General features: G+C 34.3%; 26 protein-coding genes, 1 tRNA gene and 1 other RNA gene. 24 read left to right on the top strand and 4 right to left on the bottom strand.

Features of this window, described 5'->3' with window-relative positions; genetic code table 11:
* Positions 1 to 31: 31 nt before the first annotated feature.
* The 11 genes from mltG to HUE87_RS06700 all read left to right on the top strand — a co-directional run bounded on the left by mltG (position 32) and on the right by HUE87_RS06700 (position 11,980).
* Positions 32 to 952: an endolytic transglycosylase MltG gene (gene mltG, locus HUE87_RS06745; protein ID WP_194365453.1), complete on the top strand. Its 921-nt coding sequence runs from the start codon at positions 32 to 34 to the stop codon at positions 950 to 952.
* Between the two features lie 135 nt (positions 953 to 1,087).
* The gene (locus HUE87_RS06740; protein ID WP_194365452.1) at positions 1,088 to 3,259 is read left to right on the top strand and encodes an NADP-dependent isocitrate dehydrogenase; all 2,172 of its coding nucleotides are present in this window, start codon (positions 1,088 to 1,090) and stop codon (positions 3,257 to 3,259) included.
* Between the two features lie 184 nt (positions 3,260 to 3,443).
* Positions 3,444 to 4,400, top strand: a complete 957-nt coding sequence (gene mdh, locus HUE87_RS06735; RefSeq protein WP_194365451.1) for a malate dehydrogenase — start codon at positions 3,444 to 3,446, stop codon at positions 4,398 to 4,400.
* Between the two features lies 1 nt (position 4,401).
* The gene (gene fumC / locus HUE87_RS06730) at positions 4,402 to 5,793 is read left to right on the top strand and encodes a class II fumarate hydratase (RefSeq protein WP_194365450.1); all 1,392 of its coding nucleotides are present in this window, start codon (positions 4,402 to 4,404) and stop codon (positions 5,791 to 5,793) included.
* A 34-nt stretch (positions 5,794 to 5,827) separates the two neighbouring features.
* Positions 5,828 to 7,000, top strand: a complete 1,173-nt coding sequence (sucC, locus tag HUE87_RS06725) for an ADP-forming succinate--CoA ligase subunit beta (protein ID WP_194365449.1) — start codon at positions 5,828 to 5,830, stop codon at positions 6,998 to 7,000.
* The gene (sucD, locus tag HUE87_RS06720; RefSeq protein ID WP_194365448.1) at positions 7,000 to 7,872 is read left to right on the top strand and encodes a succinate--CoA ligase subunit alpha; all 873 of its coding nucleotides are present in this window, start codon (positions 7,000 to 7,002) and stop codon (positions 7,870 to 7,872) included. The genes sucC and sucD overlap by 1 nt, the downstream gene beginning before the upstream one ends.
* A 58-nt stretch (positions 7,873 to 7,930) precedes the next feature.
* Positions 7,931 to 8,056 (top strand): hypothetical protein, encoded by a 126-nt coding sequence (locus HUE87_RS12810; protein WP_268246164.1) that lies wholly within the window; start codon positions 7,931 to 7,933, stop codon positions 8,054 to 8,056.
* 1,020 nt (positions 8,057 to 9,076) lie between these two features.
* On the top strand, positions 9,077 to 9,424 hold the full coding sequence (locus HUE87_RS06715) for a 4Fe-4S dicluster domain-containing protein (RefSeq protein ID WP_194365447.1): 348 nt from the start codon (positions 9,077 to 9,079) through the stop codon (positions 9,422 to 9,424).
* Positions 9,424 to 10,557 carry a 2-oxoglutarate synthase subunit alpha gene (locus HUE87_RS06710; protein WP_194365446.1) on the top strand — a complete coding sequence of 378 codons (1,134 nt, stop codon included), beginning with the start codon at positions 9,424 to 9,426 and terminating at the stop codon, positions 10,555 to 10,557. Before HUE87_RS06715 ends, HUE87_RS06710 begins: the two co-directional genes overlap by 1 nt.
* Before the next feature lies 1 nt (position 10,558).
* On the top strand, positions 10,559 to 11,416 hold the full coding sequence (locus HUE87_RS06705) for a 2-oxoglutarate ferredoxin oxidoreductase subunit beta (protein ID WP_194365445.1): 858 nt from the start codon (positions 10,559 to 10,561) through the stop codon (positions 11,414 to 11,416).
* Between the two features lie 9 nt (positions 11,417 to 11,425).
* Positions 11,426 to 11,980 (top strand): 2-oxoglutarate:acceptor oxidoreductase subunit OorC, encoded by a 555-nt coding sequence (locus tag HUE87_RS06700; RefSeq protein ID WP_194365444.1) that lies wholly within the window; start codon positions 11,426 to 11,428, stop codon positions 11,978 to 11,980.
* A 93-nt stretch (positions 11,981 to 12,073) separates the two neighbouring features.
* Here the strand turns inward: HUE87_RS06700 and HUE87_RS06695 are convergent, their stop codons facing one another.
* Complete coding sequence (locus HUE87_RS06695; protein ID WP_194365443.1) at positions 12,074 to 12,691, bottom strand: TetR/AcrR family transcriptional regulator; 618 nt, start codon at positions 12,689 to 12,691, stop codon at positions 12,074 to 12,076.
* A 174-nt stretch (positions 12,692 to 12,865) separates the two neighbouring features.
* Here HUE87_RS06695 and rnpB point away from each other — a divergent pair.
* The 11 genes from rnpB (at position 12,866) to HUE87_RS06640 (ending at position 19,654) form a co-directional block, all read left to right on the top strand.
* Positions 12,866 to 13,189: RNase P RNA component class A (rnpB, locus tag HUE87_RS06690), an RNA gene on the top strand.
* Between the two features lie 44 nt (positions 13,190 to 13,233).
* Positions 13,234 to 13,494, top strand: a complete 261-nt coding sequence (locus tag HUE87_RS06685) for a hypothetical protein (RefSeq protein WP_194365442.1) — start codon at positions 13,234 to 13,236, stop codon at positions 13,492 to 13,494.
* 65 nt (positions 13,495 to 13,559) lie between these two features.
* Positions 13,560 to 14,342: a glucosaminidase domain-containing protein gene (locus tag HUE87_RS06680; RefSeq protein WP_194365441.1), complete on the top strand. Its 783-nt coding sequence runs from the start codon at positions 13,560 to 13,562 to the stop codon at positions 14,340 to 14,342.
* Positions 14,339 to 14,548 carry a hypothetical protein gene (locus HUE87_RS06675; RefSeq protein ID WP_194365440.1) on the top strand — a complete coding sequence of 70 codons (210 nt, stop codon included), beginning with the start codon at positions 14,339 to 14,341 and terminating at the stop codon, positions 14,546 to 14,548. The genes HUE87_RS06680 and HUE87_RS06675 overlap by 4 nt, the downstream gene beginning before the upstream one ends.
* Before the next feature lie 130 nt (positions 14,549 to 14,678).
* A complete protein-coding gene (locus HUE87_RS06670; RefSeq protein WP_194365439.1) occupies positions 14,679 to 15,224 on the top strand; it encodes a response regulator transcription factor in 546 nt (181 codons plus the stop codon).
* 93 nt (positions 15,225 to 15,317) lie between these two features.
* A tRNA-Glu gene (locus HUE87_RS06665) sits at positions 15,318 to 15,392 on the top strand.
* Between the two features lie 260 nt (positions 15,393 to 15,652).
* On the top strand, positions 15,653 to 16,036 hold the full coding sequence (locus HUE87_RS06660) for a group III truncated hemoglobin (protein ID WP_194365438.1): 384 nt from the start codon (positions 15,653 to 15,655) through the stop codon (positions 16,034 to 16,036).
* A 206-nt stretch (positions 16,037 to 16,242) separates the two neighbouring features.
* Positions 16,243 to 16,644 carry a bacteriohemerythrin gene (locus HUE87_RS06655; protein WP_194365437.1) on the top strand — a complete coding sequence of 134 codons (402 nt, stop codon included), beginning with the start codon at positions 16,243 to 16,245 and terminating at the stop codon, positions 16,642 to 16,644.
* Positions 16,645 to 16,702: 58 nt separating this feature from the next.
* Positions 16,703 to 17,521, top strand: coding sequence for an aldo/keto reductase family protein (locus HUE87_RS06650; protein ID WP_194365436.1), 819 nt, complete (start codon positions 16,703 to 16,705; stop codon positions 17,519 to 17,521).
* Between the two features lie 177 nt (positions 17,522 to 17,698).
* Positions 17,699 to 18,097, top strand: coding sequence for a hypothetical protein (locus HUE87_RS06645; protein WP_194365435.1), 399 nt, complete (start codon positions 17,699 to 17,701; stop codon positions 18,095 to 18,097).
* 117 nt (positions 18,098 to 18,214) lie between these two features.
* Positions 18,215 to 19,654: a protein adenylyltransferase SelO gene (locus HUE87_RS06640; protein WP_194365434.1), complete on the top strand. Its 1,440-nt coding sequence runs from the start codon at positions 18,215 to 18,217 to the stop codon at positions 19,652 to 19,654.
* A 74-nt stretch (positions 19,655 to 19,728) separates the two neighbouring features.
* Here the strand turns inward: HUE87_RS06640 and HUE87_RS06635 are convergent, their stop codons facing one another.
* The 3 genes from HUE87_RS06635 to HUE87_RS06625 form a co-directional block, all read right to left on the bottom strand.
* Positions 19,729 to 20,148, bottom strand: coding sequence for a bacteriohemerythrin (locus HUE87_RS06635; RefSeq protein ID WP_194365433.1), 420 nt, complete (start codon positions 20,146 to 20,148; stop codon positions 19,729 to 19,731).
* A gap of 81 nt (positions 20,149 to 20,229) precedes the next feature.
* Positions 20,230 to 22,854 (bottom strand): AAA family ATPase, encoded by a 2,625-nt coding sequence (locus tag HUE87_RS06630; protein WP_194365432.1) that lies wholly within the window; start codon positions 22,852 to 22,854, stop codon positions 20,230 to 20,232.
* A gap of 183 nt (positions 22,855 to 23,037) precedes the next feature.
* Entirely contained in the window at positions 23,038 to 23,364 is a 327-nt protein-coding gene (locus HUE87_RS06625; protein WP_194365431.1) for a hypothetical protein, read from the bottom strand.
* A 497-nt stretch (positions 23,365 to 23,861) separates the two neighbouring features.
* On the opposite strand from HUE87_RS06625, the gene gltX reads away from it, so the two are divergent.
* Positions 23,862 to 25,160, top strand: coding sequence for a glutamate--tRNA ligase (gltX, locus tag HUE87_RS06620; RefSeq protein WP_194365430.1), 1,299 nt, complete (start codon positions 23,862 to 23,864; stop codon positions 25,158 to 25,160).
* On the top strand, positions 25,157 to 25,453 hold the full coding sequence (locus tag HUE87_RS06615) for a YggT family protein (RefSeq protein ID WP_194365429.1): 297 nt from the start codon (positions 25,157 to 25,159) through the stop codon (positions 25,451 to 25,453). Before gltX ends, HUE87_RS06615 begins: the two co-directional genes overlap by 4 nt.
* Position 25,454 lies beyond the last annotated feature (1 nt).

Here is a 25,454-nt window from a genome sequence, read left to right as displayed (position 1 = left end):
TAATAAAATGAAAGAAAGAGCGCTGATTAGTATGAAGTGGATTTTTGAAATAGTATTAATAATAATTTTGTCGTTCATGTACTACCTAAATAAGCCTATAAATTCACCCAAAGTCATCTATATACCTCAAGGTTCTATTAACAAGATTATAACACATTTGAGTGATAAAAATTACAATGTAAGTAAACTTGACTCACTACTTTTAAGAGTTATAGGCTCTCCTCAAAGTGGATGGATAGATATAGGAACAATACGTAGTAGAAGAGCAGATTTTTTATATAAACTAACAACTGCAAAAGCAGCACTTCAAGAGATAACACTAATTCCAGGTGAGACAACATATGTTTTTTTAGATCAATTGTCTAAAGATTTAAAATTAGATAGAGAGGTTCTACAAAAAGAGTATGACTCACAAGCCTCACATGTAGAAGGTGCTCTGGTTCCAAATACGTATAAAATGCCTATTGGTATTACAGAGAAAATGATAATTAAAATTTTACTTTCTACATCGTTAGATCAAATGAAAAGCCTGTCAGTTAAAATATTTGGAAGCTATAATGAAAAGAAATGGTTTCATTTTGTAACAGTTGCATCAATTATTCAAAAAGAATCGGCTAATACTAAAGAGATGCCGCTGGTAAGTTCTGTCATATACAATAGACTCAATAAAAAAATGAAATTACAGATGGATGGTACTCTTAACTATGGAAAATATTCACATGTAAAAGTAACACCAAGTAGAATAAAAGGAGATACGTCTCTATACAATACATACAGAAACAAGGGGCTCCCGTCAATCCCAGTTTGTAATGTTAGCTTTGATGCAATCAGGGCAGCAATATTTCCGGCACAGACAAAATATCTCTATTTTATGAAATCAAATAGCGGAACACATGATTTCTCATGTAACTATTCTACACATTTGAGCAATATTAAGCGTGTTACCAAATGAAACAAAATATAAATATATCTAATTATTAACAGAAGGTATATGAATATTACTTATCTTAGTGGTACTATATCATTATAAGTTTTTGTAACTCAAATACTAACTAACAAAAACAAATATTAACCTAAAGGACAAAAAATGTCAAAAATAATTTGGTCAAAAATTGATGAAGCACCAGCTTTAGCAACTTATTCGTTATTACCTATCGTTAATGCTTTTACTAAAGCAGCAGGCGTAGAAGTAGTTACTAGTGATATTTCACTTGCAGGTAGAGTTTTAGCTGCAATGGGTCTAGCAGAAGACGAACTGTCAAAGTTAGGTGAAGTTGTTCTTCAAGAAGATGGAAACATTATTAAGCTTCCAAACATTTCTGCTTCAGTTGGTCAGCTTAAAGATTGTATTGCAGAGCTTCAAGGTCAAGGTTATGATATTCCTAACTATCCTGAAAATCCGGCAAACGATGAAGAAAAAGCTCTTCAGGCTAGATATAGCACTTGTTTGGGTTCAGCAGTTAACCCTGTTCTTCGTGAAGGAAACTCTGATAGACGTGCTGCAGTAGCAGTTAAGAAATTTGCTCAAAAGAATCCACATAAATTACGTGCATTCCCAGAAAATGCTAAATCATATGTTGCTCATATGGAAGGTAAGGGAGACTTTTTTGGTAATGAGAAATCAGTTACTGTTGAAAAAGCACAAAAAGTTACTATCGCACTTAACGGTAAAGAATTAACTTCTGTTGATACACTTGATGGTGAAATTCTTGATGGTACTTTCATGTCAATTGCTGCACTTAATAATTTTTATGAAAAAACAATTGAAGATGCAAAATCAAATGATGTTTTATGGTCACTACACCTTAAAGCTACAATGATGAAAATCTCTGACCCAATTATGTTCGGTCATGCTTTCAAAATATTCTTTAAAGATGTATTTGCTAAACATGCAGCTACATTTGCAGAACTTAAAGTTCAACCAAACCAAGGTATGTCTGACTTAGAGAAAAAAATTGCTGGTCACGCTAAAGAAGCTGAAATAAAAGCTGACTTCTTAGCTGCATTAGAGTCTGACTCTCCTAAGCTTGCAATGGTTGATTCTGATAAAGGTACTACTAATTTTAACGCATCTAACGATGTAATTATTGATGCTTCTATGCCAGTAGTTGTTCGTGAAGGTGGTAAGCAATGGGATAGAACTGGAGCTGCAGTAGAGTGTGTTGCTGTTATTCCTGATTCTACTTACGCTATGTTCCACGCTGAAATGGTAGCTGATTGTGTTAAAAATGGTCAGTACGATGTTTCAACTATGGGTACGATGCAAAATATTGGTCTTATGGCTCAAAAAGCTGAAGAATATGGTTCTCACCCAACAACTTTTGAATTAGCTGAAGCTGGTACTGTTACCGTAACTGGTGCTGATGGCGTTCTTATGAGTTTTGAGTGTGAAGCTGGTGATATCTGGAGAATGTCTCGTACTAAAGATATTCCAATCAAAGACTGGGTTCGTTTAACAGTTGAGAGAACAAAAATTGAAAATATTCCTGCAATCTTCTGGTTAGATGAAAAACGTGCTCATGATGTACAAGTTAAAATCAAAGTAGATGCATTCCTTAAAGAGTTTGATACTACTGGTTTAGATATTCAATTTATGAAAGTTACTGACGCTACACGTTTTACAAATGCTCGTGTACGTGAAGGTAAAAACACTATCGCTGTAACAGGTAACGTTCTTCGTGACCACCTTACAGATATGTACCCGATTCTAGAGCTTGGAACATCTGCTAAGATGCTTTCAATCGTTCCTTTATTAGCTGGTGGTGGTCTATATGAGACTGGTGCTGGTGGATCTGCTCCTAAGCATGTTGATCAGTTCTTAGCTGAGGGTCACCTTCGTTGGGATTCACTAGGTGAGATTTTAGCACTTGCTGAGTCTTTAAGATTTATCGGTCAAAAAAACAATGATTCTAAGCTTGCTGCATTAACTGCTGCTCTAGATATTGCTAACGATGGTTACTTAGATAATAACAAAGAACCTTCAAGAAAATGTGGTGAGCCAGATAACAAAGCTTCACACTTTTTTGTAGCACAGTACTGGGCAAAAGCACTTGCCGAAGGTGATAACGCTGAATTAGCAGCTAAATTTGCTCCAGTAGCTAAAGAGCTAACTGAGAAAGAGGATACTATTATTGCTGAGCTTCTTGCTGCAGAGGGTAAAGCACAAGATATTGGTGGTTACTTCCATCCAAATGACGCGAAAGCTGAAGCTGCGATGAGACCATCTGCAACATTAAATGCTATCATAAACAACATATAGTATTGCAAGATAAGAGGGTGTGACCCTCTTATCGTTTTCTTTTTTTATGGAACTTTTTAGTTTTATATAAAAGGCAAAATAAGTCTTTAATATGATATCTATATACTTAAATTTCATGTGTTAGCACATATTTTTTAAGTGTATTTGTTTAAAATATCATAATATTTTATACTGAGGAGTACATATGAGTCAAGGAAAAAGAGTAGGGATAGTTGGTGCTGGTAATGTTGGCGCTACAGTAGCTTACTCCCTAGCAATGCTTGGATCATGCCATGAAATAATCCTTCGTGACAATAAAATTGATGTTGCACGCGGTAAAGCGTTAGACATGAGTCAAGCAGCATCAGCTGTTAGAAGTCATACTGTAGTAAGTGTTGCAGAAGAGATGTCTGACTTAACAAATTGTGATGTTGTTGTTGTTACTGCAGGTAGTCCAAGATTACCAGGTATGAGTCGTGATGATTTACTTATGATTAATGCAAATATTACAAAAGAAGTTATTGTCGGAATTGCAAAATATTCTCCTAATGCGATAATCATTATGGTTTCTAATCCTTTAGATGCTATGACATATGTAGCATTAAAAGAGAGTGGTTTTGATAGAAGCCGTGTTATAGGCATGGCTGGTATATTAGACAGTTCTAGAATGGCTGCTTTTATTCAAGAAAAACTTGGATACGGCGGTGGTCAAATACGTGCTTCTGTTATGGGTGGTCACGGCGATGACATGGTTCCTTTACCTCGTTACTCTACTGTAGCTGGTGTTCCACTAACTGATGTTTTAAGTGATGATGAGATTAAAGAAATTGTGACTCGTACTCGGCATGGCGGCGCAGAGATTGTTGGACACCTTAAAACAGGCTCAGCTTACTATGCTCCTGCAAAATCTACATCTATTATGGTAGAAGCAATATTAAAAGACACAAAACAGATTCATCCTTGTGCTGTTTATCTTGAAGGTGAATATGGATATAGTGACGTAGTTTCCGGTGTACCTGTAATGTTAGGTGCGAATGGTGCTGAAAAAATTATTGAAGTAACTCTAAATGAGAAAGAACAAGAAATGTTTAAAAACTCATGCGCATCTGTTCAAGAGTTAATAAACACACTTAATCAAAATAAATTTTTTGAAGGAGAATAATTTGAGTACACGTATAGAAAAAGACACAATGGGTGAAATAGAAGTACCTATAGATGCTTATTGGGCTGCACAAACACAGCGTTCTATTGAAAACTTTGCTATTGGTGAAGAGACAATGCCTTATGAAATAACAAGAGCATTTTCGTATCTAAAAAAAGCAGTCGCACTTGTAAATAAAGATTTGGGTAAATTAGACGCCAAAAAAGCAGATGCTATTGCCTTGGCAGCAGATGATATGTTATCTGGCAAATTAGATGGTAATTACCCTTTAGTTGTATGGCAGACTGGTTCTGGTACGCAGTCAAATATGAACAATAATGAAGTTCTTGCTAATCGCGCTACTGAAATTCTTGGTGGAGATTTTAGAGTTGAAAAACTTGTACATCCAAATGATGATGTTAATAAATCACAATCTTCAAATGATACTTATCCTACTGCCTTACATGTAGCCTCTGTTATAGCAGTTGAGACTCAGGTTTTACCTGCGATTGCAAAGCTTAAAGCTACGCTTGCTGATAAATCAGCTAAATTTGAATCTATTGTTAAAATTGGTCGTACACACCTTCAAGATGCAACACCAATTACATTAGGTCAAGAGATTAGTGGTTGGGTAGAAATGCTTAATAAGTGTGAAAAAATGACTAAAGACTCGCTAGAGGCAGTTCGAGAACTTGCTCTTGGTGGTACAGCTGTTGGTACTGGGCTTAATGCTCATCCAGAACTAGGTGAAAGGGTTGCTAAAAAACTTACAGAATTAACTGGACATGATTTTATAACAGCTCCAAATAAGTTCCATGCTTTAACATCACATGATGCATTGGTTTATTCTCATGGTGCCCTAAAAGCACTTGCCGCAGACATGATGAAAATTGCTAATGATGTTAGATGGTTAGCATCAGGTCCTCGTTGTGGCATTGGTGAGCTTGAAATTCCTGCGAATGAACCAGGTTCTTCAATTATGCCAGGTAAAGTAAATCCAACTCAAGCTGAAGCTGTAACAATGGTTACATGTCAAGTATTTGGGAATGATGTTGCAATTTCTATGGGTGCATCACAAGGTAATTTTCAGTTAAATGTTTATAAGCCTGTTATTGCATATAATTATTTACAATCATGTCGTCTATTGGCAGATTCAATTGTTTCATTTAATGATCATTGTGCTGTTGGACTTGAACCAGTTGCAGATAAAATAGATCACTTTTTACATAATTCATTAATGCTAGTAACAGCACTTAACCCTTATGTGGGTTATGATAATGCAGCAAAAATTGCAAAAACAGCGCATAAAAACAATTCTACATTAAAAGCTACAGCCATAGAACTTGGTTTTTTAACTGCCGAAGAGTTTGATAAATATGTTGTACCAGAAGATATGATTGCACCTAAAGCTTAACTGCTTTGTGCCCACTTTAAAACAAGGAGAATAAATGAATATACATGAATATCAGGCAAAACAGATTTTCAAAAAATATGGTGTTCCAGTACCAAAAGGTATAATGGTTTTAAGCGTTAAAGACGCTGTTAAAGCTGCAGAGCAATTAGGTGGCCCGGTATGGGTTGTTAAAGCTCAAATACATGCAGGTGGTCGTGGTCTTGGTGGTGGCGTTAAACTTGCTAAGTCTCTTGAAGAAGTAGAACAATTAGCTAGTGAAATTCTTGGTATGACTTTGATAACGCACCAAACAACGGCAGAAGGCAAGTTAGTTCAAAAACTTTATATTGAAGATGGTGCTGATATTAAAGAAGAACTGTATTTATCAGTTGTGCTTGATAGAAAACTTGAAATGCCTTTAATTATGGCTTCAACTGAGGGTGGTATGAATATTGAGGATGTTGCTGAAAACACTCCTGAAAAAATCATAACAATACCCGTTGATCCAGCTATCGGTTTTCAAAGCTTTCACGGTCGTAAATTAGCATTTGGTCTTGGTCTTACAGATAAGGATGAGCAAAAAAATATCATCAAATTTGCACATAAACTTTTCAAATTATATATGGAAAATGATGCAGAGATGATAGAAATTAACCCACTTGTTAAAACAGGCAAGGGTGAGTTTATTGCACTTGATGGTAAAATGGGTTTTGATAATTCAGCTCTAGGTCGTCAACCGGAAATTGCTGATATGAGAGACTTAACAGAGGAAGATCCGGATGAAGTAGAGGCTGCTAAGTATGGTCTTTCTTATGTTGCTCTAGATGGTGAAATTGGTTGTATGGTTAATGGTGCTGGTCTTGCTATGGGTACCATGGATACAATTAATTATATGGGTGGAACACCTGCGAATTTCTTGGATGTTGGTGGTTCTGCTAATGCTGAGACAGTAGCAAAAGGTTTTGAGATTATTCTTAAAAACCCAAAAGTTAAAGCTATTTTCGTAAATATTTTTGGTGGGATTGTTCGTTGTGACCGTATCGCTAATGGTATTATCGAAGCTACTAAGCTTACTGATGTTAATGTCCCGGTTATTGTTCGTCTTGATGGAACAAATGCTCCAGAAGCAGCAGAAATTCTTAAAAATGCAAATATTGCCAACCTTATCGTTGGTAATGATTTAGGTGATGGTGCTGCAAAAGCAGTAGCAGCAGCGAAAGGAAACTAATGTCAATTTTAGTAAATAAAGATACAAAAGTAATCGTTCAAGGTTTCACTGGTAAAGAGGGTACTTTCCATGCTGAGCAGTGTTTAGCATATGGTACTAAAATTGTTGGTGGTGTTACTCCTAACAAAGGTGGTCAAGAGCATTTAGGTAAACCTGTATTTAATACTGTTTCTGATGCTGTTACTGCTACTGGTGCTACTGTTTCTATGATATTTGTTCCACCTGCATTTGTTGGTGACGCCGTAATGGAAGCTGCTGAAGCTGGAATTGAACTTGCAGTAATTATTACTGAAGGTGCTCCGGTAAAGGATATGCAAGCTGCAAAAGCTCATTCTACTAAACATGGCATGAAAACAATCGGGCCAAACTGTCCTGGTGTTATTACTGCCGAAGAGTGTAAAATTGGAATTATGCCTGGTATGATTTTCAAAAAAGGTAATGTTGGCCTTATCTCAAAGAGCGGTACATTAACTTATGAAGGTGCAAATCAAGTATGTAATGAAGGTTTTGGTATTAGTACAGCTGTTGGTATTGGTGGAGATCCAATTATTGGACTTTCATATATGCAAATTTTACCAATGTTTGAAGCAGATCCAGATACTCATGCGATAGTTATGATTGGTGAGATTGGTGGTGACCTTGAGATTCAAGCCGCTAAACTAATCAAAGAGCAAATTACTAAACCTGTAGTTGCTTTCATTGCTGGTCAAACTGCTCCTAAAGGTAAAACAATGGGTCATGCAGGCGCAATTGTATCTGGTAGTGCGGGTACTGCAAAAGAGAAAATGGAAGCACTTGAAGCAGCTGGCGTAAGAGTTGTTGTTTCTCCTGCAGAAATTGGTAAAGCAATAGCGGAAGTATTAGCTAAGTAATTTTAGGAAGTGTTAGAAATTTCGTGTCAGTCTGATAAAGTACTATTAAGGACTGACAATGAACGAAGAAATAGATTTTGATTTTGATGAAATCTTAGAAGAATTTAGAAGTGGGAAAAAGATTACAGGTAAAGGTTGGCTTTTAGCTCCACTAATTAAACAACTTACAGAAGCTGTACTTTAATCATAAAAAAAATCACATATTTCAGATGATCTTCTTCGTGGCAATGAAATAAAATATAAAAGGTGCAAGTTATGGCACTTTTGAACCTCAAATACGTAAAAAACAATAAACTACTATCAGTGTGAAATAGAAGAAAAAATTATTTCAATGAGTGGCTCAGAAATGATATATATAGATATGTCATTACACATCGAACAGATTTACGAAGTATCCATCTGCAAAGCTACAACTAGTGCTTTTCCAGATAAAATAATAAGTAAAGAATCATGCTACTAACCTTTGCCTATTAGTTCTCACTGATTTACAAGCCAAAGATGTTGAAGATAATAGCTTCAGTTGATGGACTGAAAGGATTTCCTGAAGCGAATAAACGCTATTTTCCCATAAACTTAAGTTCAGCTCTGTTTCGTTAATGAGATTAGAAACTATATTAGATATATAGTCTCCAAATAGCAAAAATAGTTTGCAAAAGATTTGAAGCTTGTTTTCAGAGACAAACAAAGGAAGTTTCAGAAAAAGAGCTTTTAAAGCTTGACAAAATTGGGGTAAAAAGTATCCACTCATTATTTTTTAAAATATTCATCAGAAATTAGAAAAATTATTTATAGAACTAATATTATAGAATCTGCATATTGATAGTTAATAAAACCTACAAAAGTGAAATAATCTTTTCCAAATGAAAATTAACTGTTAAAATTACTATATTTATTTGATGAAAAATACCTCTAAAAATGGACTTTGCCTGTTGTAAACTGATTGTTAACTATTTATTAACTGGCTATATTCTTTGAAGGTAGACTGGATAAATATTTAGAAGTGTAGCTTTGTGTTACATATTGTAGCTCACACATAATTTTAAATACTCTCTAGTTTTAGACTTCTACGAGTCTCAAAATGTAACAGATGTTACATTTTGAAGCGTTATTGGCACAATTTAGATTAAACTTATAATAACTTAGATATTATTTTTACTTACAAAGTAAGATACAATCTTAATTTTTATTTAATATAGGAGAAAATATGGCAGCTAGTCCAATGGTAAACCCAGGCGATCAACCGGTTTGGGTAAATACAGATAACTGTAAAGCGTGTGACATATGTGTTTCAGTATGTCCTTCAGGTGTTCTTGGTATGAAGTATGAATCAACATCAACTCTTGGCGCGATGATTTCAATTGATCATCCTGAATCTTGTATTGGTTGTAATGAGTGTGAGCTTACATGTCCTGACTTTGCTATTTATGTAGCAGACTCAAAAGAGTATAAAGCTGCAGGCTTTAGTTTTGCAAAACTTACTGATGAAGCAAAAGAACGTCAAGCAGCAATAGTTGCGAATAATTTTATGTCACTAAATCAAGGAGCTAAATAATGCCAACTAGAGAAGTAATATCAACTGGAAATGAACTAGCAGCAATTGCAGCAGTTGATGCTGGTTGTAAGTTTTTTGGTGGTTATCCACTAACACCATCAAGTGAAGTTATGCATGTTATATCAGACCTTTTACCTAAAAAAGGTGGTGTTGCAATACAAATGGAAGATGAGATAGCTGGTATTTGTGCTGTTATCGGTGCTGCAATGGCTGGTGATAGAGCACTAACCGCTACATCAGGTCCAGGAATGTCTTTAAAGGCTGAAAATTTAGGCCTTGCTCAAATGGCAGAAGTGCCTTTGGTTTGTGTTAATGTTATGCGCGGTGGCCCGTCAACTGGTCTTCCAACTCGTGTTTCTCAAGGTGATATCCTTCAATCTAAAAACCCATCACACGGTGATTATAAATCAATCACTTTGTGTGCTGGTTCTTTAGCTGAGTGCTACACTGAAACTGTAAGAGCATTTAATTTAGCTGACAGATTCATGCAACCAGTTATTGTGTTGCTAGACGAGACTATCGGTCATATGCACGGTAAAGCAGATATTCCAACTGCCGAAGATGTTGAAGCTGGAATTATTCCAAGAAAAAGATTTGATGGCAAGCCGGAAGATTATTTTCCATATCAATGTGAGCATGATGAGCCAGCAGTTCTTAACCCTATGTTTGAAGGTTATAGATATCACTTTACAGGTCTACACCATGATAAAAATGGTTTCCCAACTGAAGAGATTGAGACTTGCAGAAAATTAATCCAAAGACTAGAAGACAAAGTGGCATTTCATGAAGATGAGCTTGAGTCTTATGAAGAGTTTATGATGGATGATGCAGAGATTATGATTATTGCATACGGTTCAGTATCATTAGCTGCTAAAGAGTCTATTAGACACTTGAGAAAAGAAGGGATTAAGGCTGGTTTATTTAGACCAATTACAATTTGGCCATCTCCAGCAGAAAAAATCAAAGAGCATACTGATAAAATTGAAAAAGTTCTAGTTGTAGAGCTGAATATTGGTCAGTATCATAGTGAAATCCAAAGAGCATCTTCAAGACTAGATATTGAAGGCTTATTTAAGGTTAATGGTAGACCAATATCTCCTTATGAGATTGTAAATAAAGTAAAGGAATTATAATATGGCATTTAATTATGATAAATATTTAAGACTTGAAAAGATGCCTACACTGTGGTGTTGGGGTTGTGGTGATGGGGTTATTCTTAAAGCATTTGTAAGAGCAATAGAAAAGATGGGTATAGACCAAAATGATGTATGTGTTGTTTCTGGAATAGGTTGTTCAGGAAGGTTTTCATCCTATGTTGATTTTAATACTGTTCACACAACTCACGGTAGAACAGTAGCTTATGCAACAGGTATTAAACTAGCAAGACCAGACAAAATGGTTATCTGTGTTGCTGGTGATGGTGATGCACTTGCTATTGGTGGTAATCATACCATCCATGGTTGTAGAAGAAATATAGATATAACTATGATTGTTATCAATAACTTCATTTATGGTTTAACTAATTCACAAACTTCTCCAACTACACCAAAAGGTATGTGGACAGTAACTCAAAAAGTTGGTAATATTGATCCAACATTCAATACATGTGATTTAGCAATAGCTTCAGGAGCTTCATTTGTCGCTCGTGAGAGTATGCTTGACCCTAAAAAGCTAGAAAAAGCACTTATTAAAGCGATGGAACACAAAGGTTTCTCAATGATGGAAGTACTTTCTAACTGCCATATTAATCTTGGTAGAAAAAATAAAATGCTTTCAGCTATGGAAAATCTAGAGTGGATTGACAGTATTACTGCTCCTAAGAAGAAATATGATCTTATGACACCAGAAGAGCAACTTAATATCCTACCAACTGGTATCTTAAAGCAAGATACAGAAGCTGATGAGTATTGTGACATGTATGCAGAGATTCAAAAAGTTCACCAAGGTCAGAGAAAAGCAATAACTCAAGATGACTTTGCTAAAAAAATATAAGGAGACACTATGAGTAAAACATTAATGAGATTTACAGGTGTTGGCGGACAAGGTGTTCTTCTTGCTGGAGAAATTTTTGCAGCAGCAAAGATTAAAACTGGTGGAGAGGGTCTTAAGACAGCAACATACACATCACAAGTTCGTGGCGGACCGACTGTTGTTGATATTCAACTAGATGATGAAGAGATTTATTATCCATATGCAAATGATGGTGAAATAGGTTTTATGCTTTCAGTTGCAAATGTTAGTTATAATTCTTTTAAAGATGGTGTTAAACCAGGTGGAACAATCGTTGTTGATCCAAACCTTGTTCATCCAACTGATGAAGATAGAAAAACATGGAAAATCCATGAAATTCCAATTATTACTATAGCTAAAGAAGAGGTTGGTAATGTAATTACTCAATCTGTTGTTGCTTTGGCAATTGCTAATACTATGATGAATGCTATTGACAAAGATGTTTTAATAGCTACAATGCTTTCAAAAGTTCCAGCTAAAGTTCATGAAGTAAATAAAAAAGCTTACGAGCTTGGTGAAAAATATGCTAAAGAAGCTATGGCTTAATTAGTTTTATTTAGAAGACAACCTGTAATGGGTTGTCTTTTTTTTAAACTCTTATATTGATACTAATTAATATCTATATAATATTAATTAGTATTATACTCCAATGCTCTCCCAAAAAAACTCTACATGCTTCTCGAACTGTGTTGACATGCTATTAGTAGAGCTATTATCAAACCTCATAAGTGTTATTTGTAGTCTAATGTAGAACAGGGTGGATAGAAATTCATAAGCTACCATCATTGGATCAGCAGATCGTATAATGTTGTTTTGCATCATTATAAAGAATGCCTCTGAGAGTGTTTTTATGTTCTGAGTGTGGAACTCATCCATAAACTGCTCTCTAAGCTCTTTATTGGCAAACAACTCAATCATAAGCAGCCTAAACATACTCTCGTTATTTTTATCAAATGTAAGTAGCTTATACTGCATAGCAAACTTCTGTAAAAAAGCTTTTCCTTTCATGGCAGACTCTCTAATATCTTCATTGTTATCGGAGAAGGGAGAAGTAAAAATCTCTTTAGCAACACTTAAAAATATATCCTCTTTATTTTTAAAGTGATTATATAAAGCACTCTCTCTAATACCTACTTCAGAGGCTATTTTTCGCACACTTGTTCCCTTGTATCCATGCTCAGAGAATAGGGTAGATGACACCTTTAGTATCTTTTGTTTTGTATTTATTTTCTTTGCAATAGTCGTATTATTGGGCATTATAAACCTTTTTTCAGTATATGAACAGTTGTTAATTTAAAAAGTATTATATATGAACAGTTGTTAATCTAAGCTTTCGACAAATGAACAGTTGTTCATTTGTCGAATATCATATATGAACAGTTGTTTTTTGGTAAAAAAACAGATTTAAAGGAAAGTTTTAGTAACATTCCGTAGGTACAGCAGATAGCAACTTGTAGCGATACAAGAGGAAAGTCCGAGCTGCTATAAGACAGTGTTCCATTTAACTAATGGCCGTAGTAATGCGAGGGAAAGTGCAACAGAAAGTAAACTTCCACTTAGGTGGTAAAGGTGAAAGGGCGGGGTAAGAGCCCACCAGTCTTTATAGTAATATAGAGAGCTTGTAAACCCAACATGGCAGCAAGAAACAGGTGGTCAGCGTCTTATAATGCTACTGTTTCGCTAGACGCACTATGTAAATTGTGATGTAGATTAATGCTATTTAAACAAAACTCGGCTTACAGCTGTGCCTAACTTATAGATATATACTATTTAATATTAACAATTACAAGGGAGATGATATGAAAAAAGCAAACGTTGAAGTACAAAAAGATGGTGTTAAAATAACATTTAGTGGCGCAGTAGAAAAGAAAAATGTAGTTGAGATGGTTGAAAGATGTCAAAGTGGTAAGTGTGAATGTATGATCCAAGAGACCAAAGAAAAAATTAAAAATATGCAAGTTAGTGGTGAGGATGGTAATATTGAACTTATGCTTCAAGGTGATGATATAGATGCATCGGAAGTTAAAAGAGCAATATCAAATTCTCCACTTATTAAGTAGAATGCAATTAAAGTTATATTCAATAGAATATACATTATGTTAACCAATAGGAAATACAGTTCATTATGTTATTAAATAAACTTCCAATTATACTTATAGCCATATCTATAGGTTTTACGAGCCTTTTGTCAAGCCAATATTCATTTAGGAAGTATCCACATGTAAAAAACTTCTATTATGATATTTGCGTAGATGTTATTGAAATTGGAGTTAAAAACAATATTCCTCCGGCGGCAATAATGGCAATTGCAGGATTAGAATCTGGATATGGAAGAGGTTATGTAGCCCAAATTACTGGAAATATCCTTAGTCTTGGCGCATTTAAAGGAGACAAAGAACTTCCAAGACTTTATCTCCCCTACTCCAAATCTAATAAAGTGGTTATATTTGATAAAAAAATTATTAAAAAGCATCAAACAGGTGATTTATTTTGGCAAACAAGACCTAAAAATTTAAAAAGAGATTATAGACCAGTTCCTCATGCCGGTACTGTAAAGAACTTAGAGCTACTGAAATATGATAAAAACTTAAAACGTATTGCAAATCGAGCTTGTATAAATGATTTTGCAACTAGATGGATAGTGAGTAAGTCTAAAGTTAAAGTTTTTAGAGATGCAAAACTTTGGTTAAATCGTCAGGTTTCATTGTATGGGGTAGGTATACTGTTTGAGATTGGTACAAATGAACATTTTATAGATATGATAGGAGGACATCCTCACTCATTTAACTACAGGGATGGTTGGCCTAAAAAAACTAAACTGATTATGAAAAAAGTTGGTTTAATAGAACTAGCAAGAGCTGTGCATATAGATAACATGGATTTCAATAAAGCCTGGAGTAATAAATGAATAAAAAAGAACTATTAATAAATGATATACAAAATCTATTAAATACATATGATAATGTAAAAAAGACATCTATTAATCCTAAATTATTAGAGTTTATGGATGAAAAGACCCTTGTAAATATTATAGACTCTTTATTAAATCAAAAAGAGTGCTCAAAGGAACCTGACCTTGAGTGGTTAGAAAAATTTAAAAAACACGAAAATTGATATATTACTTTAAGTTAATCCCTTCTTTGGTGTCATTTAGTTAATGATAAGTCTTATTTGTACTATTTTGTTTCATTTGTTACCCAATTATCTGCTATAATTCTTTAATATTTTAAAACAAGGATTTATTATGTCAAATGTAGATTTGGTTCAATTGACACAAGAAACAAAAAAATTAACAGCTATGGTTGTTGAAGACGAAAAAGTAGTAAATGAACTTTTAAGTTCAACTTTCAAAAACTTTTTTTCAACTGTAGGGTCATACTTCAATAGTGAAGATGCACTTAATGCTTATATGAAGTCAGCTCCAGATGTTGTTTTTGTTGATATCATTATGTCAGGAATGGACGGAATTGAACTTTCTCGTAAGATTCGTGAAATCAACCCTACTCAAATAATTATTGTAATTTCTGCAAGTAATGATATTGAAAAAATATCTGAGTCTATTGAAGTTGGAGTAAATAGTTTTATTCAAAAACCAATAGATACTAAAAAAATTATTGAATTACTTACGAGTGTTATGTCTATGATTAATAAAAAGAAAAAAATAGAGACTAAAACATTTTCTATTTCTCTTCCTTTAGACCTTTATGAAATAGTTAATGAAAATGCAAAAGCTGAAAGTATTTCTAAAAATGCTGTTATAATTAGAGCTCTTCGTAGTTTTTACGACTAAACCTATCATAAACTTTGCTGAGTTTGATCAATTTTATAATTTATTAAGATATAAATCTATATAATTTCGGCTCAGTAATCGATATTACTAAGTGGCCCCGTCGTCTAGCGGTTAGGATCCATGGTTTTCATCCATGTTACAGGAGTTCAATTCTCCTCGGGGTCACCACTTACAAATAGCCTATCATAGGCACCTCCAAGAATATATTACCGTTACAAATAGCCATGGACACTATTGACAATGCTTCGTGTACTATATTTACCCTACTCCCATTGAAGCTAGAGCAAAATATACCACTATTTAATTTTAAGAGTGCTGCAACTTAAACTTGAATTGGAGCATTAAATCTTGATATAATTTCATTTCTAAAAAATTATTTTTGCCTTTATTCCACGTGTGTCTATAGGTGATTTGTACAAAAAGGATGCATGCTGGAACTTCAAAATAGTATTACAAGAAAAAATATAAAAAACTTAATGACTTTGTTTTACGAAAGAGCTATATGTGATAAAGAATTAGGTCCTTTTTTTATCCATGAACTTGGGGATGATATAGCAAGCGAGGATTGGAAAGAACATATAGAACTTTTAGCTGATTTTTGGCTGGCTAAACTTTTGGGTGAAAAGACTTATAAAGGAGACCTTTCTGGTGCGCATATTAGAGTTCCTCATATAAAAAAAGAAAGTTTTATGAAGTGGATAGAGCTTTTTTCAGCATCAGCTGATGAAGTGTATGTCTCTGATATTTCTGATCGTTTTAAGGAAAAAGGTTTACTCTTTTCTGAACAATTTATGCGTGACTTAAATATCTAAGTTATGTTTTTTGGTACTTACATTTTAAGTACCTGCTATTAAAATTACATTTACCTAGTTGAATACAGTAAACTTTCTTATCAATGTTTTGGACTAACATTACTCTTTAAACTTTATATATATATTTAAATTTCTTAATATTTGTCAGTAAGTATAAATTTTTTATAGCTATAATATTTTTTCAAACCTTATTTTATGGAGATAAAATGCTAATACAAGAACAAGATATACAACAAGTAGCGAATGAAGTAATTAATATGTTACATGAAGAAGAGATACAAGTTATAAATGATTTTTATGATGCTGTTGTAGCCAAAGATATAGATAAAATAGATGAACTTTTCAAAGTAGTTATGTTTGATATCGAAGATCACTTTAAAACGGAAGAAGATATGATGGAGCAAAATAACTATAGTCATTTTCAAGTGCATAAAAGTGACCATGATACTATGAGAGAAAAATTAAAAAAATTCCATAAACGATGGGAAATACTTAAAGGTCCAACAGAGCTACAGGGTTTTTTAGAGAAAGATTTTAAGAAGTGGTTGATTTTACATATTTCAAAATGGGATACTGAAACTGCTTTGCACCTTGCTAACTCAAATTAGTAATAATATCCAAAGCAAATTTGAAAGTTTATAGTTTTATATAACAAAAAGGTGAAAAATGCATATAGATACACCTCCCCTAATCTATGGTACCGCATGGAAAAAAGAGCATACTAAAGAACTTGTAATTCAAGCAGTCAAAACAGGGTTTATAGGTATTGATACGGCCTGTCAGCCCAAACATTACCATGAAGAAGGAGTAGGAGAAGCCATAGAAGCTTTGGCAAAAGATGGTTTTAGACGTGAAGATCTTTTTTTACAGACTAAGTTTACTCCCCTTTCAGGGCAGGATCCTCTGAACATTCCTTATGATAAAAAAGCCAAACTAAGCACTCAAGTTGCACAATCTTTTGATATTTCAAAAACAAACTTAAATACCAACTATATCGACTCACTTATTCTACATTCGCCTCTCTCTCCCTTCGAAGACTTTGAAGCGGTATGGAAAGCTATGGAGGAGATAGCTCAAAGAGGCGAAGCCAAACAGCTAGGTATCTCAAATATCTATAACCTTCAGACTCTGCAACGTCTTTACGACATGGCAAATATAAAACCTTCTGTAGTTCAGAACAGGTTTTATCAAGATAGCGGCTATGACAAAGAGATACGTAGCTTTTGTAAAATAAATAATATAATCTACCAAAGTTTTTGGACACTCACTGCAAACCCTCACATACTTCAAAGCAAAGAACTCCTTGGGCTTAGTAAAAAGTACAATAAGAATGTTATACAATTGTTTTTTGCCTACCTTCATCAGATTGGCATCACACCTTTGACAGGAACTACGGACCTGGAGCATATGCAAAGTGATCTGCAGAGTTTTGATATTACTTTAGAAGATAGTGAGATTTCAAATCTCGACTCACTTTTTGAGTAGGTTTTCTATAGATAAAAACAAAGGGGAAGAGGCTACTTCTACTTTATGCTTATACTCAACAATTATTCAGTATTATACTCAATAGATAGGTAGTCAACACCCTAAGTTTAGGTTTTAATAGTATCAAAATATTTTGGAGTTTATAAAGTTTTTCTAAGATATCAAAAAGGAGATAAAATGAGTGAACAAGCAAGAATAATAGCAGAAATGCATAAGATAGTTATGAGCATTCTAAAAAATGGATCTGCATCAGTGGCAGAAGCTGATAAAATTGACGAACTTGAAGCGTTACTATATCAGCAAAAGTGTTATAAAGAGATTGATGATCATAGTGAGCACGTTTATCAAGGAGAAGAAATAGCAACGCTATTCTTTAATGATCATTATATGGACGCCATAAACAAAATGTGTGAATGTGAAATTACACCTGATGATTTCTTTGGGTTTGCTCAATATCATTATGATGATGAACATGAAGATGAAGACTTGGCAGAAATGTTTACAGGTTCGTTTATTGCAGGTGTGAATGAGGCCTATGAATTGAAGTGTAAATCTAAGCCCTTTTCTATTGAGTGACTAAAGAAAAAGTATCAGCAAGTTGAGTGAATCTCTTTTTCTTAGTACTTACAAAGGATGACAAATTACTCTGCATATGCTATCTGCTATTTAGAACAACAAATGTAAAATTTCATCATGATACTTGATAATATGATACTTCAAACTACCTACCTTTCATTGGATAGCGAATTTTATGATTTAACCGACCCTACGCCGCTTGATGAACCTTATCTAATCAGCTTTAATCCTGAGGCTGCAAAACTGATCGATCTTGATAGCAATAGTTGTAATGATCCTGATTTTGTTGCACTTCTCAATGGTACTTTTATACCTAAAGGTTCACGTCCTTTTGCCATGTGCTATGCTGGACATCAGTTTGGTAATTATAACCCATGGCTAGGAGATGGAAGAACTATCAACTTGGGAAGCGTTAATGGCTGGAACTTACAGCTCAAAGGTAGCGGTGAAACACTCTATTCTCGTATGGCAGACGGAAGGGCAGTTGTACGCTCATCTATACGTGAGTATCTGATGAGCGAAGGGATGCACCATCTGGGCATTCCTTCGACCAGAGCTCTTGGTATCATCGGATCAAAGACTAAAGTCATTCGTAATAGCATAGAGCAAGCGGCTATCGTCATGCGTATGTCGACTAGCTGGGTGCGTTTTGGTACCTTTGAGTACTTTTACTATAGGCGTGAGTATAGTAAGCTTGAGATGCTTACTGAGTACGTCATTGTTGAATCGTACCCACACTTCAAAGATGATGACGACCGCTTTTTCAAAATGTTTTGCGAAGTTGTTGAGCGTACTGCAAAATTGATTGCACAATGGCAAGCGATAGGGTTTAATCACGGCGTCATGAACACCGATAATATGTCAATAGAAGGTCTTACTATTGACTATGGCCCTTTTGCTATGCTTGATGATTTCAGGTATGGTTATATTTGCAATCATACTGACCGTGCCGGACGCTATAGTTACGGAGAACAGCCTAATATTTCCTACTGGAATCTTACTATGCTTTCAAAAGCACTTTCTCCAATCATTTCAAAAGAGAGGATGCAGCAAAAACTCGATGACTTCGGTGCCTTTATTTATCCAAATGCATATGTTGATATCATGCGTGACAAACTTGGACTCTCTATGAAGCTAGATGATGACGCCTTACTGATTGAAGAACTTGTGGAAACACTGCATAACGTCTTCGTTGATCACACTCTTTTCTTCCGAACACTTAGTCGCTATAACGGTGATAAAACACCACTGTATGATATTGTTATGGAGCCTGTGATACTGGACAAATGGCTTAAGCTATATGATGATCGTCTATCACAGGAAACACGTACTCAATCCCAACGTCAAAAAGAGATGCTAAATAGTAATCCAAAGTACATTTTGAAAAACTATATGCTTCAAAAAGCTATAACACAGGCTGAGGGTGGTGACTATTCAATGGTGGAAACGCTGTTATATATTGCAGCACATCCGTATGATGAACTACCAGAATTTGAGCATTTCGCAGGAGATACACCCGAAGAGTACAAAAACCTTGGACTTTCCTGCTCGTCATGACGACGAAAAAAATAAAGAGGGATGGGCTATTTTATTAGGAAACAAGCCTCTTTATCCTTAGTACTTTAACAGTTTCATGTTGTACTTCCCTTAGTAGAAGATTCTGCTTGTATATACGTAGCCATTACAGTATCCATAGTTTCCATATGGTGAATTAGCCATGGTGTTAAAGCACCTTCAATATAAACAAGTATGGCTTTTGTGTCTTTATTTTTTTCAAAATATTTTAATAAAGATTTGAGTTCGTGCAAGTGTCTGTCATGCTCACTTTTATGCGTATTGAAATCAGGAAACAGTCCTTTTTCCATCATATCTTCTTCATCGACAAAATGCATGACTGTATGTTTCAGCAACTCTTCTAATATTTTAGACACTGTACCTGTGTCATTATCCCTTGCAGCAGTTTCGAGTTTATTTATAATTAACATCTCTTCTAGATGAGTATTATTCATACTTGGTATTGCGACCATAGGTAGTTGTTCTTGTGTCATCATAATCTTTGTTCCTTTGTTTATTTGTTTACTTGAATAGAAATGAATAAGATATTGTTCTACTATCAGCAACCCTGTTTAGCATTATCTAGCTAGAATTTCATCCAATTCATCTTCGTAAATAATTTCTTTCTCAAGAAGTAATTTTGATAAGCTCTCTATAGTACTCCAATATTCATTGACTAAACCTGTAACATGTTTTTCACCTTCAAGCATCCAGCGTTCAAGTGCAGTTTCAATTTTTTCATGATAGTGTTTTGTATCTTTACTACTTATAGAGTTTTCTTTTGCATCCATTACACCATTGATATTTATGTATCCAACTCCCTTATCCATTCCATAATGTGCAATTGCCGTATACGCATCACGTGTGGCTTGTTGCAAGTCATTGGAAGCACCTGTATCCATACCATCAATGTCACCAAACTTTTTTATTTGGGCTGTTCTTCCTGCTAAAGATACGCATATTTTGTCTTTAAAATCTTTGACTGTCATATTCTCTTGAACATCATTATAATTGAGTGAAACAAAATGTTCATTATTGTCTTTTGGAGTTAAACTAACATGTTCAATATGAATATGAGGCATTAAAACTTTAGAGATTACAGTACGTCCCGCTTCATAGATCGCTGTCTCTTCAAACATCTCTTCAAGAGATAAATAGGACTGTCTCTCACCGTATTTAATCATATTAATCTGCTCAATTAAAATATCTTGTGTAATTGCAGGTAAACCGTGACGTAAACAATAAAACGAAGCTTCTTTACCTAAAAGTTCGAGTTGTGAACCTGTAAATCCAGCGGTATACATTAGCAGCTTATTCATATCAAATGCACCACTTGCGGGTTTTTTCTCAATGATTTGGTTTAAGAAATATTCTCTTGCATCTTTATCAAGGTTATTAATCTCTATATGGATTTCTACCCTTCCCGGTCTGATGATAGCACTGTCTATATTTTCTTTATAGTTAGTTGCAGCAATGACAAAGATATGTTCACCTTTTTTTCCCGAAAACCCATCCATCTCCGATAACAATTTATTAATAGGTACGGTATTACTATTTTCTCCCTCACGCTTTCCAATGGTATCGATTTCATCAATAAAGATAATAGCCGGTGCGTACTCCTTAGCTTTAGAAAATATCTGCTGAGTCTTTTCAGGCTGGAGTAATTCAAGTCCTGTTACTGAGATAAAAGGCAACTCAGCTTCTTTAGCAAAGGCTTTTGCCAGCATCGTCTTTCCAGTACCAGGAGGTCCATACAAAAGCATGCCTTTAGGTGGTTCGATGTTAAAGCTTTCTAACTGCTTTGGCTCTTTAAAAAAGTTAATGACCTCTCTAAGTCTTTGCTTTGCCTTATGGTGACCTGCGATATCATCAAAAGAGACTTTTGGTATATCAAAGACAAGTCCATCTTCACTGAAATCTTTAATCCTGATAACTTGCAAGAATTTACAACTGCTTACTTTATACGTTATAACGCCATTTTTCTCTGTGATTTTGTCATTGAGTTCAAGTGTGATATTCTTTCTAAAAAGTTCTCTAACAAGCGTCTCATCTTCTATAAGTGGGTTCACTCTATCATTTAAAAATCTCATAGTATCTTTGGAAATAGATACTTTTATCTGCTTGAAACTATTAATAGGCTTTTCTGAGTCCTGAATGTATGAGGTAATTCTGTTAAAGAAGATCGTACTTACCTTATCCTTAAGACGCCTTGCATCTAGTTCTGGAGCAAAGTTTAGTATCTGAATTTTCAAAAAGTTATCAAAATTATTAGCTACGTCAAATTCAATCTCATACTGTTTGTTAAACTCATCTATATAAGTTAGGAATACTTTCTTGGATATCTTTTCTAAAGCATCGTAGTCAAGCTTATTAAATAAGACAATGTTTGCTTTGGAAAATCGAGAGACCAGTTCCGGTACTATGGCTTCTTGAAGACCACCACTTCTACTATCTCTCTTCTTTTCCCGTTTTATAGCTTCGAGAATCATCGATTCGGCTTGGATATAGTCTTTTTTTACTAGATCTTTAAACCTGTAGTCAAGATATAGCTCTTTACCTAAACTTGTAGTGATGATAAAAATAACCTCGGTAAAATCTACCCAGTAGGTAGCATTCTCATCACTGTATGTGATGTCTGGGTCTTCATTACAAGGCTCATCTGTAACCTTATCCCAACCACATGCATCACGCATTCTGCCACCTTCAAAGATGGAAAGAAGGTTGTTTTGAATGATATTGTCACACTTCTCAAATGCATCCAGAACAATGACAGCTTTTGGATTTCTATGGACAAAGCCTGTCAATTGACCAACACCAAACCCTTTCCAACCAGTAGGATACCCATACAGCTCTCCACCGTTTTGCTGATGGTACTGTGTCATATCAAACTTCATGATTTTGTACTTGGGCAAATGTTTAGCCATAAGCTCAGCAAGAAAGGTCTTACCAGTAGCAGGAGAGCCTAAAAAAAGATAGGTACTCTTAGGTCCTTTTTCGTCTTTGACATTGTTTTTCATACTGTTGGCTACAATATTGACTGCTTGTTCTTGTCCAAATAGATCTTTAGAGAGTTCTACTTTGAATTTTTTAGAAAATTGTATATTGTTTTTAGTCTCATTCAATGATAAACTGTCCAACTCATTTTCATGGGCTTTCTCGTATTTTTCAATTTCTGCTTTGACTAACGCTTCTGTATTTGTCATATTTTTGCTCTTAATAGTTTTGAATTATTTTATATATATATTCTATATGGTGAATTCTAGCTTTTCTATCTTAATTGTGTAGTATCAAATGTAGCAGTAAGAAAATATTTCAGAAAGATGAAAGTAGAGTATGAAGCTATAATAAAAATAGGAAAAAAATTATATATACTGATGAAATCGAAGTTAAAACAACCTTTTTCTCTTCGATGGGTTACGACTATCAGTAATACGCTTTAGCATTTCATCTAAACTTCCAGTTGATCGTACTTCTACCACTGCTGTTACAACTGCATGCAATGCAACATATACTAGATAAGTAGTAAGATCTACGCAACCACTCTCTTTCATGTTTTCTTCTATTTTAGTTTTTTGTGATTCTGTCACTTTAAATCCAAGTTCAACAGATGCTTCTTCTGTTGATGAACCTGCAGATGTAACACTAAATGTTTGTGTTTTTAGTGCTACTACTTTTAAATATGCATAGATTTCATCAAATCCATTTTCTGACATCCTTAAATCAATCGTTTCTTTTTGTGATGGTGTTACTTTAAATTTTATATTAATAGCTGTATCCATAAATTTGTTTTTTCCTTTAGGATTTTTAGTGCATAATCTTATTGTAAATTCCCTTAAAGACCTATTTTAAAGGTTGTTAAACCAGGCAAGCAAGGTTCCTTTTATGTAAAGATTAGCTTTGTAAAAAGATGTTTATTTAAAAAATAGAGTTAGTTTGTTGCTGCTAAGAAGCAGTTGAAAAGTTCTTCTCTTTAGAACATCACCATAAAAATATGACGAGAGTTCAAACAAGCAAAACCAGGAATAAACGGTAGTGGAATGAGGTTATCTATGTCAAATAAGAGCCCTGTTATAAGGAGGCTGTTTTGAGTAGTGACCCTCTCCTCTGGGGCACCACTTCTTTTTTCATAACAATCAAAAGCAAAACTTTTACAAATGTAACTATTAGGTAAAATAAGATAAAATCACAAAAATAATTTTTAGGATTTTTAATGTTAAGATTTGCGCCTAGTCCGACTGGTGATATGCACATAGGTAACCTTAGAGTTGCTTTATTTAACTACATTGTGTCAAAACAAAGAAATGAAGAGCTAATTGTTAGAATTGAAGACACAGATAAAGAGCGCAATATAGATGGCAAAGATAAAGAGATACTTGATTTGTTATCTCTGTTCGGTATAGAGTATTCTCAAGTGATTTATCAGAGTGAAAATGTACGTTTCCATACTGCAATGGCTCTTCAGTTGATTCATAATAAAAAAGCGTTTAGCTGTTTTTGTTCTTCAGATTGGCTTGATAAAAAGCGTGATGAAGCTAAAGAGGAAAAAAAAGCATACAGATATGATGATGCATGTAGAAACTTACCTGACGAACTTGTAATAGATAATATGAATCCATTCACTATTAGAATTAAAAAACCAGATGAAACAATAGTTATTAAGGATTATATAAAGGGTGATGTTAGTTTTGAGCCAAAAGATGTTGACAGCTTTATTATAATGAGGCAAGACAAAACACCTACTTATAACTTTGCTTGTGCCGTTGATGATATGTTAAGTGATATATCTCTTGTTATTCGCGGTGAAGACCATATGAGCAATACACCAAAACAAGCTTTAATTAGAAATTCACTTGCTTATGAGAAAGAGATCGAGTATGCTCACTTGCCTATTATTTTAAATGATAGTGGTAAAAAAATGAGTAAAAGAGATGATGCGTCAAGTGTTAAATGGCTTCTTGAAGAGGGGTATCTACCAGATGCTATTGCAAACTACTTAATATTAATAGGAAATAAACCACCTAAAGAAATTTTTAATATAAGCGAAGCAATTGATTGGTTTGATTTGGAAAAAATATCTAAATCCCCTGCTCGCTTTGATATTGACATGCTAAAACATATAAATAGAGAGCATCTTAAAAATCTTGACGCTAAAGAGCTGTCAAGATATATGGGTTTTGCTGATAATGAAATAGGTGAACTTGCAAGAGTTTACTTAGAAGAAGCAGGAACAACTAAAGAATTGAGATCTAAAATAGAGCCTATTTTTGCTGACAAAATAATTCCAGACGAGTTTGCAGACTCAGCTAAAATAATGATAGAGACTATTAAAAATTCACCCTACTTTGAAGAATACGGTGATTTTAAGAACTATATTATGAAAGAGTCAGGTCTCAAAGGAAAAGATTTTTTTAAACCTCTTCGTTTTATTTTAACAGGTGCCGGACATGGTCCAGATGTTGCTGAGATATATAAGTATATTAAAAACTATATAGGGGAGATCGTTAAATGAGTGATTTAGGAATTGCATTTTTAAAACTGGGCGGACTTTTTACTGGTTTAATAGAAGTTTATATATGGGTTGTAATAATTGCAGCATTACTTAGTTTTGTAAATCCTGACCCATATAATCCAATAGTTCAATTTTTAAGCAGAATAACTAAACCAGCATATAATTTTGTAAGAAGATTTATTCGAACAAACTTTAATGGCTTGGACTTGGCACCACTTGTTATTATTGTAGGCTTGCAGGTTGGAATAATTCTTCTAAATTTACTTTTCAGCGTAATTGCTAAACTCTTATAAA

It is taken from the genome of Candidatus Sulfurimonas marisnigri (assembly GCF_015265475.1).
GTDB classification, from domain to species: Bacteria; Campylobacterota; Campylobacteria; order Campylobacterales; family Sulfurimonadaceae; genus Sulfurimonas; species Sulfurimonas marisnigri.
Note: the sequence above shows the minus strand (reverse complement) of the source record. Positions and strands in the feature narration are given on the sequence as shown.